The organism is Pseudobutyrivibrio ruminis DSM 9787, assembly GCF_900218035.1.
Lineage (GTDB): Bacteria > Bacillota > Clostridia > Lachnospirales > Lachnospiraceae > Pseudobutyrivibrio > Pseudobutyrivibrio ruminis.
In genome coordinates, this window is sequence record NZ_OBMR01000007.1 from 1 (window position 1) to 19,567 (window position 19,567).

12 protein-coding genes and 1 rRNA gene are annotated in these 19,567 nt (G+C 38.5%); 1 reads left to right on the forward strand and 12 read right to left on the reverse strand.

Going from position 1 to position 19,567, the window contains the following annotated elements; genetic code table 11:
- The 11 genes from CRN97_RS07530 to CRN97_RS07580 form a co-directional block, all read right to left on the reverse strand.
- A 16S ribosomal RNA gene (locus CRN97_RS07530) occupies positions 1 to 293 on the reverse strand; the annotation flags it as partial.
- Positions 294 to 890: 597 nt separating this feature from the next.
- Positions 891 to 2,276: a DNA repair protein RadA gene (gene radA / locus CRN97_RS07535; RefSeq protein ID WP_097076447.1), complete on the reverse strand. Its 1,386-nt coding sequence runs from the start codon at positions 2,274 to 2,276 to the stop codon at positions 891 to 893.
- Between the two features lie 74 nt (positions 2,277 to 2,350).
- Positions 2,351 to 2,764 carry a hypothetical protein gene (locus tag CRN97_RS07540; RefSeq protein ID WP_033154424.1) on the reverse strand — a complete coding sequence of 138 codons (414 nt, stop codon included), beginning with the start codon at positions 2,762 to 2,764 and terminating at the stop codon, positions 2,351 to 2,353.
- Positions 2,765 to 2,860: 96 nt separating this feature from the next.
- A complete protein-coding gene (locus tag CRN97_RS07545) occupies positions 2,861 to 5,302 on the reverse strand; it encodes an ATP-dependent Clp protease ATP-binding subunit (RefSeq protein WP_044937996.1) in 2,442 nt (813 codons plus the stop codon).
- Between the two features lie 13 nt (positions 5,303 to 5,315).
- Positions 5,316 to 6,791: a hypothetical protein gene (locus tag CRN97_RS07550; RefSeq protein ID WP_097076448.1), complete on the reverse strand. Its 1,476-nt coding sequence runs from the start codon at positions 6,789 to 6,791 to the stop codon at positions 5,316 to 5,318.
- Between the two features lie 116 nt (positions 6,792 to 6,907).
- Complete coding sequence (locus CRN97_RS07555; protein WP_044938001.1) at positions 6,908 to 7,102, reverse strand: hypothetical protein; 195 nt, start codon at positions 7,100 to 7,102, stop codon at positions 6,908 to 6,910.
- Between the two features lie 68 nt (positions 7,103 to 7,170).
- Complete coding sequence (locus CRN97_RS07560; RefSeq protein ID WP_097076449.1) at positions 7,171 to 8,313, reverse strand: aldo/keto reductase; 1,143 nt, start codon at positions 8,311 to 8,313, stop codon at positions 7,171 to 7,173.
- Positions 8,314 to 8,458: 145 nt separating this feature from the next.
- Positions 8,459 to 9,886 (reverse strand): NCS2 family permease, encoded by a 1,428-nt coding sequence (locus tag CRN97_RS07565; RefSeq protein ID WP_074791371.1) that lies wholly within the window; start codon positions 9,884 to 9,886, stop codon positions 8,459 to 8,461.
- Positions 9,887 to 9,920: 34 nt separating this feature from the next.
- Positions 9,921 to 11,513 (reverse strand): CTP synthase, encoded by a 1,593-nt coding sequence (locus tag CRN97_RS07570; RefSeq protein ID WP_097076450.1) that lies wholly within the window; start codon positions 11,511 to 11,513, stop codon positions 9,921 to 9,923.
- A gap of 1 nt (position 11,514) precedes the next feature.
- Positions 11,515 to 12,087, reverse strand: coding sequence for an ANTAR domain-containing response regulator (locus CRN97_RS07575; protein ID WP_044938010.1), 573 nt, complete (start codon positions 12,085 to 12,087; stop codon positions 11,515 to 11,517).
- A gap of 14 nt (positions 12,088 to 12,101) precedes the next feature.
- Positions 12,102 to 13,349 carry a glutamine synthetase family protein gene (locus CRN97_RS07580; RefSeq protein WP_097076451.1) on the reverse strand — a complete coding sequence of 416 codons (1,248 nt, stop codon included), beginning with the start codon at positions 13,347 to 13,349 and terminating at the stop codon, positions 12,102 to 12,104.
- 259 nt (positions 13,350 to 13,608) lie between these two features.
- Between CRN97_RS07580 and CRN97_RS07585 the strand changes: the two genes are divergently transcribed.
- On the forward strand, positions 13,609 to 17,862 hold the full coding sequence (locus tag CRN97_RS07585; RefSeq protein WP_097076452.1) for a 2-hydroxyacyl-CoA dehydratase: 4,254 nt from the start codon (positions 13,609 to 13,611) through the stop codon (positions 17,860 to 17,862).
- Positions 17,863 to 17,903: 41 nt separating this feature from the next.
- Here CRN97_RS07585 and CRN97_RS07590 read toward each other — a convergent pair whose 3' ends face one another.
- Positions 17,904 to 19,538 (reverse strand): alpha-glucosidase, encoded by a 1,635-nt coding sequence (locus tag CRN97_RS07590; RefSeq protein ID WP_097076453.1) that lies wholly within the window; start codon positions 19,536 to 19,538, stop codon positions 17,904 to 17,906.
- Positions 19,539 to 19,567 lie beyond the last annotated feature (29 nt).

A 19,567-nucleotide genomic window follows, 5' to 3' on the forward strand; every position in this document is an offset into this window, starting at 1 on the left:
TCGCCTTGGTGGGCCGTTACCTCACCAACTAGCTAATCAGACGCGGGTCCATCTTGTACCGAAAAACTTTTCACACTGCTTCATGCGAAGCTGTGCGCTTATGCGGTATTAGCAGTCGTTTCCAACTGTTGTCCCCCTGTACAAGGTAGGTTACCCACGCGTTACTCACCCGTCCGCCACTCAGTCAACAAATCGTCACCCCGAAGGAATCGTGATAAGTTGCTTCGTTCGACTTGCATGTGTTAAGCACGCCGCCAGCGTTCATCCTGAGCCAGGATCAAACTCTCATGTTAAAAAGTTTAATTCCGAATCAGTATAAAACTGACTTGTTTACTGTAAATGTAAGAATCAAAGATTCTTACTAGAATATTAATTTCAAAATCAAGTTTTGAAATTAATATCCCCTTAATAAAGGTTTTTGTTTCGTCTTAGAAACTAAATGAATTTCAAGGATACATGTTTAAGTCACAATTTTCACGAAGTGAAAGTTGTGTAAGTAACAAGCTTGCTTGTTACCAAAAAAACTTGTATTAATTCAAGGTTTGTTTCACTGTTCAGTTATCAATCTTCGCTTTGTCGTTGCCTTCAGCAGCAACTCGTTTATATTATCACGATGTCCTCTACTTGTCAACAACTTTTTTATTTATTTTGTGAACTTTTCAGGAAATCAAAATTGTATATACAATTCTTTCAATTCCTTATTTCGTTCAGCACTTCGTTTCCCTCAGTGCTCGATTATAATATCACCTAAAATAGGGCGTGTCAACAGAATTTCTGTGTTTTTTTAAAGTAAATCTATTTAACTCTAACGCTCGCAATTGTGCGAATTGTACCAATTATTTTATCAATTCTATTTTGACGCCCATATATAGGTCATATAAGCATCTTCATTATCGAGATATAGCATCAACTGCTTCTTTTATATTTGATACGCCAACGACTATAATCCCATCAATATTTTTCACAGAAGGTATATTTGACATAGGCATTATTACCCTCTTAAATCCAAGCTTCTTAGCTTCGTTAACTCGCTGATTTGCCATTGACACAGATCTAACTTCGCCTGACAAACCTATCTCACCAAATACTATCGTTCCTTCGTCAACAGGTATATCCTTTTCACTAGAATATATAGCAAGTGCTATAGCTAAATCGATTGCAGGTTCATTAATTCTAATTCCACCAGCTATATTTACATAAACGTCAGATCTTCCTAAGAATATACCACATGATCTGTTAGCCTTAGCATCTCTCATTCTTTCAAGTACTGCAACCAACAGATTTACTCTATTGTAATCGCATCCTGTGGCCATTCTTCTAGGAATTTCAAAAGCAGTTTTGCTGACTAATGACTGTATTTCCACAAGAATTGGTCTTGTCCCCTCCATTGAGCATGTAACTATAGAACCAGTAGCATTTTCCGGTCTTCCATCTAGCATGACAGCAGAAGGATTCTTTACCTGTTCTAAGCCGGTGTCCCTCATTTCAAAAACGCCTATTTCATTGGTAGACCCAAATCTATTCTTAACTCCACGAAGTATTCTGTAAGATGCGTGTCTATCTCCTTCAAAATACAAAACAGTATCTACCATATGTTCAAGAACTCTAGGTCCTGCAACAGTACCCTCTTTTGTAACATGTCCGACTATGAAGACAGCTATTCCTTTTCCTTTGGCTATCTCCATTAAGACGCTAGTCGATTCTCTAACCTGTGAAACTGAGCCTGGAGCCGAACCCACTGCTTCGTTAAACATTGTTTGAATAGAATCTATGATAAGAACAGTTGGCATCTCTCTTTCCACTACAGCTTTTATAGTATCTAGATTTGTTTCGCATAATAAATCCAGCTTATCGTTAAACTTGCCAATTCTATCTGCCCTTATTTTTATTTGCTGCAATGATTCCTCACCAGAAACATACATGACATTTACACCAGACAAACAGAGCTTTTGACATGTCTGAAGCAAAAGTGTCGACTTTCCAATACCAGGATCGCCTCCAACTAAAACCATAGAACCAGGAACAATTCCACCGCCTAATACGCGGTTAAACTCCTCGATATTTGTAGATATTCTCTGCTCATTAGAGGCAGTAACATCGATAATCTTTGTAGGCTTAACATCCGATACTTTCGCTCTACTTTTAACAGATGTCTTATCTATGACCTCTTCCACTAATGAATTCCACGCACCACATGACGGGCATTTTCCAGCCCACTTTGATGTTTCATTCCCACATTCCTGGCAGAAGAATACTGAAACCTTTTTATTTGCCATAATATATCTCCTTCTATAAATAAAAAAATCTTCCCACATTTATTTGTGGGAAGATAATAGTTTAAATTACGGTATTAAACTCTACTAACCTGAACTGTTACTGCAACTCCTGGATCAAGCTCAACTGAAAGATTAAGCTTGCCGCCAAGATTGGTCTTCATCTGACCTGCACTTGCGCCATTAACAGTAATATCATAGCTAGTCTCTGGTTCAAGCTCTAAAGTAATCATTGCATCTTCTTTGCCCTCAACTGTAAACGAAACAGAATCAGAAGTACAATTGAACTTTTCTACAGCTGTACCAGGTACAGATTCATAAACAAACATCCCATTACGTTCTAACTTAGTGATATCTGAAAATGTCTTAACCTTGTACAAATCTCCGTCGTGCTTGTAGTCTTCGAGCTTCTTCTTATCAGCTAATGTATAATCCCCAAAGCTGATAGTTCCGTCTGCTTCACTGCGAATCAACTCACTAATCACAGCCATTTTTATTCCTCCTGTAGCCACTGCTTACCTGCAGATTGTCTTATTCTGATTATAACAAAGGAATATCATTTTAACAACAAGACCCACAAATTATTATTAGCATTTTTCAAAAACCACTACGTCTTTTTTAACCTTTGCTTTTACTGAATCAGATGGCTTTATTTTGCCTGCTAAAATATCCTCTGCCATTACATCTTCAAGAGCCGTCTGTATCTTTCTACGAATTGGACGAGCGCCATATTTAGGATCAAATGCTTTATCTACAATCCAGGTCTTAACTGACGCTGGAATTGTAACTGTAATATCCATCTGCTCTTTGCATCTAACAATAAATTGTTTAACCTGCAATCCAGCAATTTCTTTCATATCATCCTTTGTAAGGGCTCTAAATACAATCGTTTCATCAATACGATTTAAGAATTCTGGCTTAAAGATTCTCTTTACCTCTTCCATTACGCCATTCTTCATAAACTCGTAGTCTTTGCTAGCGTCCTCTTTTGATGCAAAACCAAGCTTTTTAGGCTCTATAATTGCCTGTGCGCCAGCATTACTTGTCATGATAATAATAGTATTCTTAAAGTCTACCTTTCGTCCCTGAGAATCTGTAACATGGCCATCATCCAAAATCTGTAAAAGAACATTGAATACATCAGGATGTGCCTTTTCAATCTCATCAAAAAGGATTACTGAATACGGATTGCGACGAACCTTTTCTGATAGCTGGCCGCCTTCCTCATAGCCAACATAGCCTGGAGGTGATCCAATCATCTTTGAGACTGAATGCTTCTCCATATATTCACTCATATCAACTCTGATCATAGATGATTCGTTGCCAAATACAGCCTCTGCCAAGGCTTTTGAAATTTCTGTTTTACCAACACCTGTTGGACCAAGGAATAAGAACGAACCAATTGGTCTGCCCTTTTCTTTAAGTCCCACTCTACCTCTACGAACTGCTCTAGCGACAGCAGAAACAGCCTCTTCTTGACCAACGACGCGCTTATGTAAAATGCTTTCGATTTTACGAAGTCGAACTGACTCCTGTTCTGTTAATTTAGAAACAGGAATCTTTGTCCATAATGCCACAACCTTTGCAACATCATTTTCTGTAAGAACAACAGGCTTTGACTTAGAGCGTCTGTTAAGCTTCTTTTGCTCCGCTTCCTTCTTTAAGATAAGCTCATCTTTTTCTTTTTTAATTGAACTAGCAAGAGCAATATCGCCATTAATAATAGCGTTCTCCATGTCTTCAGAAAGCTGTTCAATTTGTTTATCTAAACTGTCATCTTTTGTAATTTTCTTTACGTCATTAAGCTTAATAGCAGCAGCTGCTTCATCCATCAAATCAATTGCTTTATCTGGCAAGAATCTATCTGCTATATAGCGTTCTGAAAGGTGTACGCATGCCTCAACAGCTTCGTCCGGAATTGTAATCCCATGGTGCTCTTCATATAAGTGTCTTACACCTTTAAGAATGTCAATTGTTTCCTCTGTAGAAGGCTCTTCTACCATAACAGGTTGGAAACGTCTTTCTAATGCAGCATCTTTTTCTACGTATTTACGATATTCATTAATAGTAGTAGCTCCAAGAATTTGAATTTCACCACGAGCCATAGCTGGTTTTAAAATATTAGATGCATCAATAGCTCCTTCAGCTCCACCAGCCCCAATTAATGTATGAATCTCGTCTATGAATAAAAGGATATTGCCCTCTTCAATAACTTCCGCAATAACCTTTTTTATTCTTTCTTCGAATTCGCCACGGTATTTTGAACCAGCAACCATTCCTGACAAATCAAGGGAAAGTACCCTTAAATCCTTTACAGAATCAGGAACGTTACCGTCAACAATTCTTTCTGCCAAGCCCTCAACAATGGCAGTTTTACCAACGCCAGGCTCACCAATAAGACAAGGATTATTCTTTCCTCGCCTAGATAATATTTGAATTACACGTTGAATCTCTGAATCTCTACCGACAATAGGATCCAGTTCTCCTTCTTCAGCAAGCTCTGTTAAATCTCTAGAAAACTGATCTAAATAAGATGCTTCATTTTTGCGAGAACGGCCACTGTTAATAGCCTGCATCTCCTCCTTGTAAACAACTCCCTCTGCGCCCATACCAGCAACTAATTCAGAGAATAGTTTGTGTGGGTTGATATCCAGTGAATTGAGCAGACGTGCGCCAGAGCAATCTTGCATACGAATCATCGCTAATAAGAGATGCTCTGTTCCTATAGTCTTAGAGTTGCATTTAGCTGCTTCTTCACTAGCATGCTCTAATAATTGTTCCATTTTAGGTGTGTAACCATCTCTTTCCTGAATAGCTATCTCACCACCTGGAGAAATAAGCTCCTCCACAAGCTTAAGTAACGCAGCTTTATCTACACCATTAGAATTCAAAACCTTGGCAGCAAGTGAGTTCTCCTGCTCAATAATAGAAATAAGGAGATGCTCAGTACCAACATAGCTATGCTGCAATGACTTTGAAAGCTTTGATGCCCCTGTAATTGCACGTTTTGCTTGTCTTGAATATTCCATATTTTTGCTCCTTTTATAGGTCGTTTAAATCCATCATATTAAGACTAGATGCTCTTCGAGCTTCATATGATTCTGACTCGAATCTAGATTTAGAGAAATCTCTGTCATCATCCTCATCGTCTTCATCAAAATCATCGTACTCTTCGTCATCGTCGTCATAGTACTCTTCGTCGTCATCGTACTCATCATCATCATCTTCTTCGTCATCGCCATCGTCTTCGCCACGGTCTTTTCCGCCAAAAACTATAGAACGAGGCAATCTACGAGAAGATTTTGTAGGTGCCTTGGCAAATACATCACCGTTGAAATCATCGTCATCACCATGACCTCTAATAGCTTTGTTAATAATAATAAATAACAGTACAACGCAAAGAACTATAAGTCCCATAATGATTTTGCGATATAAGTTAAGTTTTTCTACATATAAATTATTGTCGGTAGATGTCTCTGTTTCCACTACCTCTTCTGTAGTATCTGTAGTAGATGATGCAGAAAGTGCTGATTCATCTACTCGCGAAACAGTCTTATAAGTGCTGTCGTATACAAACCAACCAGAAGCACCATCCTGGTTTGTACCGTAAACATAGAAAAACTCTGCTCCATCTATTGTATATGCAGTAGCTGTACCACCATTTACATCAAGTGTAGTAGCAGTAAATGCAGATGTAGGAGCTGAACCATTGTCGCTAACAATAACATAGCTATCTGCTGTTCCAAGCATTAAGAAAGGTGAAACAGTGCCTGCTTCTGCATTATAAAGATAGAAAACACCTGAACCTGAAGTGTTATCAGCTGGCTTTAAATAAAGTAATGTAAGGCTACCATTTGTTGGCTCGCTATATGTGCTTGAACCGATTGTGACAGTAGTTTTTGAAAAGCCTGCTGGCATATCAGAGTCAGAGAAACGTTCTGAAAGCACATAAGATACACCGTCAATATCAAAACCACCATCTGCGTTCAAAGTACCAACACCGCTGGCAGCTGTAGTTGTAGCCGGAGCTTCCTCTGTTGTTTCTTCTGCAGTATCAGCATTATCAGCAGTCTCTTCTACTGTCTCTTCCGGTGTAGCTGTTTCTTCTGTTTTGGTTTCAGTAGAAGCGCTAGCAGAAGAACTTGAAGAACCACCGATAGTAAGTGTTGTACTGCTACCTGAATTAGCTGATGAAGAAACTATGATAGAAGCTGTTCCTTCTGCGGCCGCTGAAAAAACAATATCTCCTTGCTTTCCAGAGAAAGAAACTGCATTGCCCTCTGATGTGTAACCTGAAACACTGCAACTAGAAAGAGAAAGCATGCTAGCTGTGTACTTAACAGTGATTGTGCCGCTTTCTGTGGCGGTTATAGAAACTGTAATAGAATCGCCAACTGATGCAGAACTTTTAGAAACATTAATAGTGGTAGTTCCCTGTGCCATTGCAACAATATTAAACGCAAAAACCATTACAGCTATAGCTGCAAAGCTAACTGCTCTTTTAAACAATTTATTCATAATCAATTACCTTCCTTAAAATCCCAGTGTACATCATATCGGTGAAAAAGCCTTTTTCGCTAATATAAATACACTATATATAGATACTTTAATTATAGGTAACCCCCAATACATAGTCAACAATTTCTGCAAAGTAAAAAGAGCCATATTGAGCTAGAAAGCCCTGAGAATGAGCCTATTACTCCACCTGCATTACTACTAGAAATGTGGATATCAAATATAAATAATAAGAAGAAAATAATGCCAACTGCAACAATAAACGAAATAGCTGCCAGTGATACAATTAATTCTTTATCAAGTTTCTTTTTCATAAAAAATACCTCCTGAATCATCTTATGTATAAGATAATATCAGAAGGTATGTACATATTTATGGACTTCTAATTTTCAAACATTTCAGCTACTAGTTCTAGATTCTTTCTTATAGGAAGATGCTGTGGGCAAATATGCTCACATTTACCACATTTGATGCAATCGCTAGCCTTACCAAAGTTGGCAGTAAGACGCTCATAGTATTCGCGTTGGATGGTGAAACCTTTATCCTTTGATTCCTGTTTTTCAGCATTATACAATGAGAAATACTTAGGAATAGGGATATTCATAGGGCAACCATCTACGCAATAGGCACAAGCTGTACATGGAATTGCAATAGCACCGTTAATAATATCTCTTGCCATAGCAACAAGCTTTTGTTCTTCCTCTGATAGAGGTTTGAAATCAGCCATATAGCCTGTGTTATCAAGAAGCATCTGCTCACTTCCCATTCCAGAAAGAACCATCTTTACATTTGGAAGAGACGCTGCAAAACGAATAGCCCATGATGGAATTGAAGCATTTGCATCGTAATTCTTAAACAAATCCGTTACTGCATCAGGTACATTTGCCAAAGTACCGCCTTTGACCGGCTCCATAACAACTACTGGCTTATTATGCTTTACACAAACCTCGTAGCATTTTCTTGATTGAATAGCTTCGCTTTCCCAATCAAGGTAGTTTATCTGAAGCTGGACAAATTCAACCTCTGGATGCTCTGTGAGAATTCTGTCCAAAAGCTCAGCTCTGTCATGATAAGAGAATCCCATATGCTTAACGAGGCCTGCTTCTTTTTTCTTAGCTAGCCATTCAAAACTGCCAAGCTCTGTGTATTTTTTATAATGTCCCTCTCCTACATCGTGGATAAGGTAATAATCAAAATATGAAACACCAGTCTTTTCCAATTGCTTGTTGAAAATTTCATCCATCTCTTCTGCCTTATTGAAGAATCCAGCATGAAGTTTGTCAGCAAGAGTAAATTTATCTCTAGGATATCTATCTACCAATGCTTCTTTTGTGGCATTTTCAGACTTAAATCCGCAATACATCCAAGCAGTATCAAAATATGTAAATCCTCTTTCAATAAAGGTATCAACCATCTTTTTAAGAGTCTCTACATCAATTGAATCCTCTTTATTTGGATCTAATCTTGGTAAACGCATTAAACCAAAACCGAGTTTCTTAGTATTATCCCCAAATATATTTGCCATTAGTCCTCTCCTTTCAATTGTGCAAAATCTATTTACATAATACTCCACACTCCCTATAGTTAGTCAATAGAAACTCAGATATTCACTTTCAATAAAAAAAGCTAGCTCTGTAATTAGAGCTAGCTTTTGAATGTCTATATTATTCTTATACTGCTAAGAAGAACTTGATAAGGAAAAGTACTGAGATTACATATGTAAGAGCAGATACTTCCTTTGCCTTGCCTGTGAATACCTTGATTACTGTGTAAGAAATCATTGCAAGACCAATGCCATGTCCAATTGAACCTGAAATAGGCATAGCAATAAGCATAATAGTAACTGGTACACATACTGAAAGGTCATCAAAGTTTACCTTCTTAAGACCTGTCATCATAAGAACACCAACATAGATGAGTGCTGCTGATGTTGCAGCTGCTGGAATGATTGCTGCGATTGGTGCAAGGAAAATGCAAAGAAGGAAAGCAATACCGCATGTAAGTGCTGTAAGACCTGTACGTCCTCCTGCCTCAACACCTGAAGCTGACTCGATAAATGTTGTAACTGTTGATGTACCTGTGCAAGCACCGAAAAGTGTTCCGATAGAATCTGAAAGAAGAGCTTCCTTCATGTTTGGCATATTGCCTTCTCTATCAACCATACCTGCACGAGAAGCTGTACCTACTAATGTTCCAATTGTATCGAACATATCAATGATACAGAATGTGATAACAAGTGTTACTGCTGTAAACCACCCCATCTGAGTTAGACCAGCAAAATTAAACTTAAAGAGTGTTGTTGTAGCCATATCACCAAATGCAGGAACAAATGATGCTGTTGCAAGTGATGCAAAAGGATTCTGGCCAAGTACGAAGAAATCGCCAATCCAGTAAATTACTGATGCAGCAAGCATACCAATAATAACTGAAGCCTTAACGCCCTTTGATGCAAGAACTACAATAATAAACAAACCAACAAACATTGTAATAACAGAAAGAACCATTACTGGATAAGCATCTGTCATTGTCTGCTTAGCGTATGAAGCTGTAAGAGCTCCGAAGAAATCTTTCATTGCAAAATACTGATTGAAGTTTGAATCTGCAATGTAAACATTTGAACCAAAACCAATGTTAAGAAGCATAAGTCCAATAGCTGGTGAAATACCAAGACGAATGCCAAGTGGAATTGCATCTACAATCTTTTCACGAATATTGAGAAGTGAAAGGATAAAGAATACAATACCTTCGATAAGAATGATGCAAAGCATTGCCTGGAATGACTCTACATATCCCATACCAGTCATAGCAACAAGGTTGCCGATTACAATAGCCATGAATGAGTTAAGTCCCATACCTGGAGCAAGACAGAAAGGCTTATTTGCAAGGAAAGCCATAACAAACATTGCAACAGCTGATGAAATACATGTGGCAAGGAATACACCATTCCAAAGTGCCTGACCGCCTTCACCGTAACCAGTAAGAAGGTTTGGATTCAAGGCAATGATATAAGCCATTGTCATGAATGTGGTGAGACCAGCGATGATTTCTGTCCTTACAGAAGTGTTGTTCTCTTTGAGTTTAAATCTTTTCTCTAACATTTTTTTCTCCTTTATATAAAAAATTTATAGGGAACTACTTCAAGCTTGCTTTTATAAACGCAGCAAACAATGGATGTGGCTTATTTGGACGGCTCTTAAACTCAGGATGGAATTGTACACCTACATGGAATTTGTTTGCTGAAACTTCAATTGCTTCAACAACTTCATCATTAGGTGAAGTACCTGAAATTGTGAGACCTTTTTCTATCATAAGCTCACGGTATTGATTATTAAACTCGAATCTATGTCTATGGCGCTCAGAAATATTTTCTGAACCATATGCTTCATATAATTTAGTATTTTTTTGAACTGCACAAGGATATGCTCCAAGGCGCATTGTTCCGCCCTTTCTAAGAACAGCCATCTGCTCTTCCATAAGGTCGATTACGCAATTCTTTCCTGTGCTATTAAACTCACGAGAATTGGCATCCTCAAGACCGCAAACATTTCTTGCAAACTCAATTGCAGCAACCTGCATACCTAAGCAAATGCCAAGATAAGGAATATCATTTTCACGTGCGAACTGGCAAGCAGCTATCTTTCCTTCTACTCCTCTATCGCCAAATCCTCCTGGTACAAGAATTCCATCAACACCACCTAAAACATCTTTTACATTGTCTTTTGTGATTGTTTCAGAATCAACCCATTCGATTTCAACGTGAGCACTGTTTGCATATCCGCCGTGGTATAATGCTTCGCGAACTGATAAATAAGCATCATGAAGTGCAACGTACTTACCAACAATAGCAATTTTTGTCACCTTCTTCAAGCCTTTTATATTATCTACCATTTTTTCCCATTCTTCAATCTCTGGAGAAGGATTTTCTAAACCAAGTTCACGACATACCACATCATCAAGGCCATACTTGTGCATCATAAGTGGTGCTTCATATAAGCAATCAAGGGTATCATTCTCAATTACACAGTCCTTCTTTACATTGCAGAATAGAGAAATCTTATCCTTAATAGACTGCTCAAGTGGATGATCAACACGGCAAACAATAATATTTGGCGAAATACCAAGAGACTGTAGTTCCTTAACTGAATGCTGTGTTGGCTTTGATTTATGTTCTTCTGAGCCTGAAAGCCATGGAACTAAAGTTACATGAATAAATAAGCAGTTTTCACGTCCTTTTTCAAGAGATACCTGGCGGATAGCCTCAAGGAAAGGCTGTGACTCTATATCGCCTGTTGTTCCACCGATTTCTGTAATCAAAACATCACAATCAGATGTTTCTGCACCCATGTAGATAAATCTCTTAATTTCCTCAGTAATGTGTGGAATAACCTGAACAGTCTGGCCTAAATACTCGCCTTTACGCTCGCGATTAAGGACATTCCAATATACTTTTCCTGAAGTAAGATTTGAATATTTGTTAAGGCTTTCATCAATAAAGCGCTCATAATGTCCAAGATCAAGATCTGTCTCCGCTCCATCATCTGTAACGAAAACCTCACCATGCTGATATGGGCTCATTGTGCCTGGATCAACATTCATATAAGGATCAAGTTTTTGTGAAGCAACCTTATAGCCTCTCATTTTTAATAAACGTCCTAATGACGCTGCTGTAATACCTTTTCCTAAACCTGATACTACACCACCTGTAACAAATACATGCTTTGTCATCTTAAACTCCTTCGTATTTCTTTATAATATCTTTAGCAATTTCGACACGAGATTTTCTCATGTCCATTGCCTGTTTCTCTATAATTTTATGGGCTTCCTCTTCAGAAACGTCACTATTAACAATCAGAAGCAGCTTTGCCCTAGATATGATTTTCATATCCTCTAACTTTTGTTCCAGTTTTGCACTTTCCTTATGAGCCATGCTAATACGTCTCTGCGCAACTCTGGCAAGTTTCAATGCCTGCCAAAATAATTGCTTATTTATAGGCTTTGAAACTGTTATAATTCCATAATCTTCAACGTGTTCTGCAACTTCGTCAATAAATTCTGCTTTAACAAACAATATAACCTGGCAATTATTTTTTTCAGCAATATCAATTGCTAAGTCTTCCCCAGAACTATTATCTATAGGACCATTGATAATACATATATCAAAATCGTAGTCCAAAATAGCCCTTTTTGCCCGAGGTCCATTGTCAGTTGCAACCACATCTACAATTCCATTCTCTTTAAGAAAGGATTTGTAAAACAGAGTTCCTTTTTCGTTGTTGCAGACAATCAATGCCCTTTCCATAAAACCTCTCCAAATTAAATATAAGATTTTATGATGTCAATATATCGCTGAGCGACATCGCTGAAAGATGACTTAGTGATAAACTCACTATTTTCAGCACACTCAATAGCTTCCTCAATGGAAAGTGGTAGCATTTCCAAATATGCGGATCTATCTTCTGTTAAAAATCTAGAATTGACTTCTAATGCAGGTGGAAGCTTTTCCTTATTTTTGATTCCTGCAAGACCGGCCTGTAAAATAATTGCACTTGCTAAATATGGATTGATACAAGAATCTGGAGAACGAAGTATAAAATGATCTCTCTTGCCATTAATTTCAGGAACTCTGAATAATCTAGAGTTGTTTTGCGAAGACCATGTAATATACTTAGGCGCCTCAGCCATTCCAAATCTGTTATAAGAATCTCTTCTACAATTAAGGAATAAAGTAATATCTCTCATTCTATTGAGAATTCCTGCCATAAAGCCTTCGGAGAAATCCTCATCAGCTGTTTGAAGATTTACATTACCTTTGTAGTTGGCCATTTTAATGTGAAGTCCATTTCCAGGAGCATCCGCTAGTGGAAGTGGATCAAATGATGCATAAACACCATTTCTGGCAGCTATGTTTTCAACTACATTTTTATAAGTCACAAGATTGTCAGCTGTTGTAAGCACATCAGCAGACATGAAATCTATCTCATTTTGACCTGGTCCTCTCTCGTGATGAGAAGTCTGTGGAATGATTCCCATTTCCTCAAGAGTAAGACATATTTCTCTACGAATGTTTTCACCTTTATCGCTTGGTGCAACATCAAGATATCCACCATTATCAAACGGTTCATTTGTAGGATTTCCATCTTCATCTGTCTTGAACAGGTAAAACTCGGATTTAAGGCCCATGCGTGTGCTAAAGCCTTCCTTCTCACATTCATTTAGGGTTTCTTTTAAGAAATTGCGATAATCGTAAGTAAATGGTGTGCCATCTGCAAGCACAACATCACAATACATTCGAACAACGCGTCCTGACTGTGGACGCCAAGGTAAGATATGAAGTGTATCAGGATCTGGTTTAAGGAATAAATCCTGACTATCTCCATCATGATAGCCTAAAATAAGAAAGGAGTCGAAATTCACGCCTTCTTCAAAGGCGTGTCTCAACTCCTGTGGCATTATTGATATGTTTTTTTGTGTACCGTATAGGTCACAAAAGGCTAGACGTATAAATTTTACGTCGTTTTCTTCAACGAAATCGATGATATCTTCTACTGATAGATTTGACATGCTCCCTCCAAAATAAAAAAAGCGTTTTTTTTTTGGAAAAAACTTTCCTAAAAAAAATACGCTCAATTACTCTGAAATATTACAACAGCATTATTCATTTGTAAAGAAAAATTTTTATAAATTTTTGATTGTATAAAATATAATTGTCTTTTAATCAAATAACATTTTTAAGATTTTGTTTATTGTATATTTGCTTATCTACATTTATAATACGTAATGTTGCAAAAATATTATATTAATAAGAAAGAATTATTATTATATGGAAAACAAATTATTCAAATTAGGCATCGATATAGGTTCCACAACAGTTAAAATTGCGGTGCTTGACGATGATAACAATCTTTTATTTTCTGATTATCAGAGACACTTTGCTAACATTCAGCAAACTCTCACTGATTTATTAACTCAAGCCAAGTCTAAGCTTGGTCAGATTCAAGTTCGTCCAATGATTACTGGCTCAGGCGGACTTACTCTTGCTAAGCACCTTGGTGTTGAATTTGTACAGGAAGTTATAGCTGTTTCTACTTCCCTCACTCACTATGCTCCACAGACAGATGTAGCAATCGAGCTTGGTGGCGAGGATGCTAAAATCATTTATTTTGAAAATGGTAATGTTGAGCAACGTATGAATGGTATCTGTGCTGGTGGTACAGGTTCTTTCATCGATCAGATGGCTTCTTTGCTTCAGACAGATGCTACAGGCCTTAATACATATGCTAAGGACTACAAAGCTATCTATCCAATCGCTGCACGTTGCGGCGTTTTTGCAAAAACAGATATTCAGCCACTTATTAATGAAGGTGCTTCAAAGGAAGACTTATCTGCTTCTATTTTCCAGGCAGTAGTTAATCAGACTATCTCAGGTCTTGCATGTGGTAAGCCAATTCGTGGTCACGTTGCATTCCTTGGTGGTCCTCTTCACTTCTTGGATCAACTTAGGGAAGCATTTATTCGTACACTTAAATTAGATGATGAGCATGCCATATTGCTTGATAACTCACATCTTTTTGCTGCTATTGGTTCTGCACTTAACTCAAAGGAAGATCAGAACGTACCTATGGACGAGCTTATCGATAAGCTTTCACAGGGAATAAAGATGGACTTTGAGGTTGCCAGACTAGAGCCTTTATTTGAGGGCGAGGACGATTTCAGAGCCTTCAAGGACAGACACGCTAAGGCTGAGGTTAAGAAGGGCGATTTAGCTAACTACCACGGAAATGTTTACCTTGGTATTGATGCTGGTTCAACAACTACAAAGCTTGCTGTTGTAGGTGATGACGGCACACTTCTTTACTCATTCTACTCAAGCAATAACGGTAGCCCACTTGCTACTTCACTTAAAGCCTTAAAAGAGATTTACTCTATCATGCCTGAGGATACACATATCGTACACTCATGCTCTACAGGTTATGGTGAAGCATTACTCAAGGCTGCTTTACAGCTTGATGATGGCGAAGTAGAGACAATTGCCCACTACTATGCTGCTGCCTTCTTCAATCCAGAGGTAGACTGCATCCTTGATATTGGTGGACAGGATATGAAATGCATCCGTATCAAGAATGGCGTAGTTGATAGCGTACAGCTTAACGAGGCATGTTCTTCTGGTTGTGGTTCTTTCATCGAGACTTTTGCAAAGTCACTTGATTTCACAGTTCAGGATTTTGCAGAGGAAGCTCTCTTTGCTCTCAACCCAATCGACCTTGGTACACGTTGTACCGTATTTATGAATTCAAAGGTAAAGCAGGCACAGAAGGAAGGAGCTTCGGTTGCAGATATTTCTTCAGGTCTTGCTTACTCAGTTATAAAGAACGCGCTCTTCAAGGTTATCAAGCTTTCTGATGCTTCAGAACTTGGTAAGAACATCGTTGTTCAGGGTGGTACATTCTACAATGATGCTGTTCTTCGTTCCCTTGAAAAGGTTGCAGGTGTAAATGTAGTTCGTCCTGATATTGCAGGTATCATGGGTGCCTTTGGTTGTGCCCTTATCGCCAAGGAACGTTACGAAGAAAATCCTACTACAACTACACTTGGCATTGATGAGATTAACAATCTTACATTTGATACAAAGCTTACTCGTTGCCAGGGTTGTGTGAACCACTGCTTACTTACAATCAATAGATTCTCAGGCGGACGTTCATTCATCACAGGTAACAGATGTGAAAAGGGTGCAGGCGGTGTTAAGAATAAAGAGAACATCCCTAACCTTTACGAATATAAATACAACAGATTATTTGATTACGAGCCACTTTCAGAGGAAGAGGCAACTCGAGGTACAGTTGGTATTCCACGTGTCCTTAACCTATATGAGAATTACCCATTCTGGGCTACATTCTTCAAGGCTCTGAAGTTCAGAGTAGTTCTCTCTCCTCGTTCAAACCGTAAGGTTTACGAAATGGGTATCGAGTCAATCCCATCAGAGTCAGAGTGCTACCCAGCAAAGATGGCACACGGTCATGTTCAATGGCTTATCAACGAAGGCAATGTGGACTTCATTTACTATCCTTGTATTCCATACGAGAGAAATGAGTTCCCTGATTCTAACAACCACTACAACTGCCCTATCGTTACATCTTATGCTGAAAATATTAAGAACAACGTGGATGAAATCACAACCGGAAAGGTTCGTTTCTTAAATCCATTTATGGCATTCTCTTCAGAAGAGATTCTTACAACTCAGCTTGAAAAGGTATTCAAGGAAGAGTTTGATATCTCAGCTAGCGAAGTAAAGGCCGCTGCACATGCTGCATGGCTTGAGCAGGAGCATTTCAGAAATGATATGTATGCAAAGGGACAGGAAGTTCTTAAGTATCTAGAAGAGACAGGAAAGCATGGTATCGTTCTTGCAGGACGTCCATACCACGTAGACCCAGAGATTAACCACGGTATTCCAGAGCTTATCAACAGCTATGGCATTGCAGTACTTACTGAGGATTCTATTTCAAACCTTGGTGAGGTTGAGCGTCCTCTTATCGTTATGGACCAGTGGATGTTCCACTCACGTATGTACTCAGCTGCGAACTTTGTAAAGAAGCATGATAATCTTGATTTAATCCAGCTCAACTCATTTGGTTGTGGTCTTGATGCCGTTACAACTGATCAGGTAGCTGATATTCTTACTCAGTCTGGCAAGATTTACACTTGCCTTAAGATTGATGAGGTTAACAACCTTGGTGCCGCACGTATCAGAGTTCGTTCTCTTCTCGCTGCACTTCGTGTAAAGAAAAAGAAAAAACAGGAACGTGAAATCGTACCTGCAAACTATAACCGTATCGTATTTACGGAGGAAATGAAGAAGAATTACACAATCCTCTGCCCACAGATGTCGCCAATCCATTTTGATTTGATTGAGCCTGCATTCAATGCAGCTGGATATAATCTTGTAATTCCAAACATCCCAACACGTACATGTGTTGATGTAGGTCTTAAATACGTAAACAACGATGCTTGCTATCCTTCACTTATGGTAATCGGTCAGCTTATGGCTGCTATTGATACAGGTGAGTTTGATATGAGCCGTACAGCTCTTCTCATCTCTCAGACAGGTGGTGGATGTCGTGCATCAAACTACATCGGATTTATCCGTAGAGCTCTTGCAAAGGCAGGATATCCTGATGTACCAGTTATTTCATTAAACCTTAACGGATTCGAGCCAAACCCTGGATTCAAGCTTACACCAAGCCTTATCCAGCACGGACTTTACGCTCTTACTTTTGGCGATATCCTACTTCGTTGTGTTTATAGAGTACGTCCTTATGAAGCAGTTCCTGGCTCAACAAACGAGCTTCACGATAAGTGGAGAAAGAAGGTTGTAGAGTTTGTATCTAACACAAAGATACTCTCTCATGGCAAGTTTAAGAGAATGTGTCGCGAAATGATTCGTGATTTCGATAATCTTCCTATCATCGAAGGTCTTAAGAAGCCACGTGTTGGTATCGTAGGAGAAATCCTTGTTAAGTTCCTTCCAGCAGCTAACAATCAGCTTGCTGAATTACTTGAGCAGGAAGGTGCCGAAGCTGTTGTTCCAGATCTTACAGACTTCCTTCTTTACAGTTTCTACAATGCAAACTTTAAGGAAGAAAACCTTGGTGCAAGCCGCAAGACTAAGTTCTATTGCAACATGGGAATCAAGTTCTTTGAGTGGCTCAGAAGTGCTGCCAGAGATGAATTTAACAAGTCTAAGAGATTTACTGCTCCAGCATACATTACTGATACTGCAGCAAACGCAAAGGAAATCGTATCAATCGGTAACCAGACTGGTGAAGGATGGTTCCTTACAGGTGAAATGCTTGAGCTTATTGAAACAGGCGCAAGCAACATCGTTTGTATCCAGCCTTTCGGATGCTTGCCAAACCACGTAGTTGGTAAGGGTGTAATTAAACGTATTCGTCACGAGCACCCAGAAGCAAATATCGTTGCTATCGACTACGATCCAGGTGCATCTGAGGTTAACCAGCTCAACCGTATTAAGCTTATGCTTTCTACAGCAAATAAAAACTTGGCTAAGGCTGAGTAATATAGCAAAAGCCAGCTCATATGAGCTGGCTTTTATTAATCTTATATATTCGAAACTACTACTCTAAATTCATATGGCTTTAAGAAGAAGTTTTCTCTCTCTGATTCTTCATAATTACTAAATGCTATATTATCCCCATAGAATTCTACAGCCTTGTTAAAGTTGGTAAGGTTGCAATAAATGTATAATCTTTCATGTGTAGATTCTCTAGTAAAAATGTACACATCACTTGGAGATGCTACTCTTCTATAATTCCCATCCTGGAGCGCTTCTGAATTCTTTCGGAATTCAATCATACTCTTATAGAAGTTTAAGATGCTATTATCATCTCTAAGCTCTGTCTCAACATTAATAAATGATTTATTAGCATTTATTTTTAGCCAAGGTGTGCCTGTGGTAAAGCCTGCATTATCGCTGGCATCCCACTGCACTGGTGTTCTAGCATTATCCCTAGTGGTTTGAAGAATCAATTTGCGGCGGATAGAATGCACCAACAACATCTTTTTCAATGACTGATTTATGTTGTAGGATTCTATATCTTTAAGCTCTCTGAGGCCTTTAAAATCACCATTTGTCATGCCGATTTCCTCACCCTCGTATATAAAAGGAACACCCCGCAAGCTAAGATTTAAACCACATAATAGTTTCGCACTTTTTTCCCAGTATTTACCCACGTTACCAAAATGATTAACAGAACGAATCTGATCATGGTTTTCCAAATAATTGGCTGGGACCTCCAATGCAGTCTGCCACTTATCCAAGATTTTAATAAGTCTGCTTGGTTTAAATCCCTTTTTAAACCATTTTATTCCGTAATTATCAACATCCATGTGTTCAAAGAAGAACACTGCATCAAGCTCTTTACGATTTTCATCACTTAAAAGCTTGGCATCATCAGGTGTTACAAAAACCGTTTCTCCTACGATAAAGGTCTTATATTTACTCCACACCTCATCGTTGAAACGCTTTAACAATTCATGGCATCCATCAGTGTTTAGATAGTGTTCCTTACCTGTTAAAGCAAAACGTTTTTTGCCATTCTCCAAAGATTCTTTATATATAATATTTATTACATCACATCTAAATCCAGCTACCCCTTTGTCTAGCCAAAAGCGCATAATATCTGTGATTTCATCAAATACTTCAGGATTTTGCCAATTCAAATCAGGTTGTTTTTTGCTAAAAAGATGTAAGTAATAATCACCCTTTTCAGTTTTTGACCATGCTCGACCACCAAAGAAAGAGCCCCAGTTGTTTGGATAGCCGCTTCCTACGCCCTCTCTAAAATAATAGTAGTTTCTATATTTATCATCTCCTGCCAAAGCCTTTTGAAACCATTCGTGCTCATCAGAAGTATGATTGATAACCAAATCCATTATTATCTTAATCCCTAGTCTCTTGGCGCGACTAATGAGCCTTTCCATATCTTCCATTGTGCCAAATTCGGGATTGATGTCCTTGTAATCTGAAATGTCATAACCATTGTCATAGCCTGGACTGCGATAAACTGGGCTAAGCCAAATGGCGTCTATACCCAATTCTTTTAGATAATGTAATTTAGAAATAATGCCCGGAATATCCCCAATACCATCGCCATTACTGTCACAAAATGAGCGTGGATATATCTGATAAACTATAGCATTTTTCCACCATTTTTTTGTACTAGTTGAAGCCATAACTATCCCCCATAGCATTGTGTGTGTTA

Bases quoted from the DNA above. Each gene is read 5' to 3' on its own strand.
- radA (WP_097076447.1), bottom strand. From the start codon at position 2,276: ATGGCAAATAAAAAGGTTTCAGTATTCTTCTGCCAGGAATGTGGGAAT.
- CRN97_RS07565 (WP_074791371.1), bottom strand. From the start codon at position 9,886: ATGTTAGAGAAAAGATTTAAACTCAAAGAGAACAACACTTCTGTAAGG.
- CRN97_RS07540 (WP_033154424.1), bottom strand. From the start codon at position 2,764: ATGGCTGTGATTAGTGAGTTGATTCGCAGTGAAGCAGACGGAACTATC.
- CRN97_RS07555 (WP_044938001.1), bottom strand. From the start codon at position 7,102: ATGAAAAAGAAACTTGATAAAGAATTAATTGTATCACTGGCAGCTATT.
- CRN97_RS07560 (WP_097076449.1), bottom strand. From the start codon at position 8,313: ATGGCAAATATATTTGGGGATAATACTAAGAAACTCGGTTTTGGTTTA.
- CRN97_RS07580 (WP_097076451.1), bottom strand. From the start codon at position 13,349: ATGTCAAATCTATCAGTAGAAGATATCATCGATTTCGTTGAAGAAAAC.
- CRN97_RS07570 (WP_097076450.1), bottom strand. From the start codon at position 11,513: ATGACAAAGCATGTATTTGTTACAGGTGGTGTAGTATCAGGTTTAGGA.
- CRN97_RS07585 (WP_097076452.1), top strand. From the start codon at position 13,609: ATGGAAAACAAATTATTCAAATTAGGCATCGATATAGGTTCCACAACA.
- CRN97_RS07575 (WP_044938010.1), bottom strand. From the start codon at position 12,087: ATGGAAAGGGCATTGATTGTCTGCAACAACGAAAAAGGAACTCTGTTT.
- CRN97_RS07545 (WP_044937996.1), bottom strand. From the start codon at position 5,302: ATGGAATATTCAAGACAAGCAAAACGTGCAATTACAGGGGCATCAAAG.
- CRN97_RS07550 (WP_097076448.1), bottom strand. From the start codon at position 6,791: ATGAATAAATTGTTTAAAAGAGCAGTTAGCTTTGCAGCTATAGCTGTA.
- CRN97_RS07590 (WP_097076453.1), bottom strand. From the start codon at position 19,538: ATGGCTTCAACTAGTACAAAAAAATGGTGGAAAAATGCTATAGTTTAT.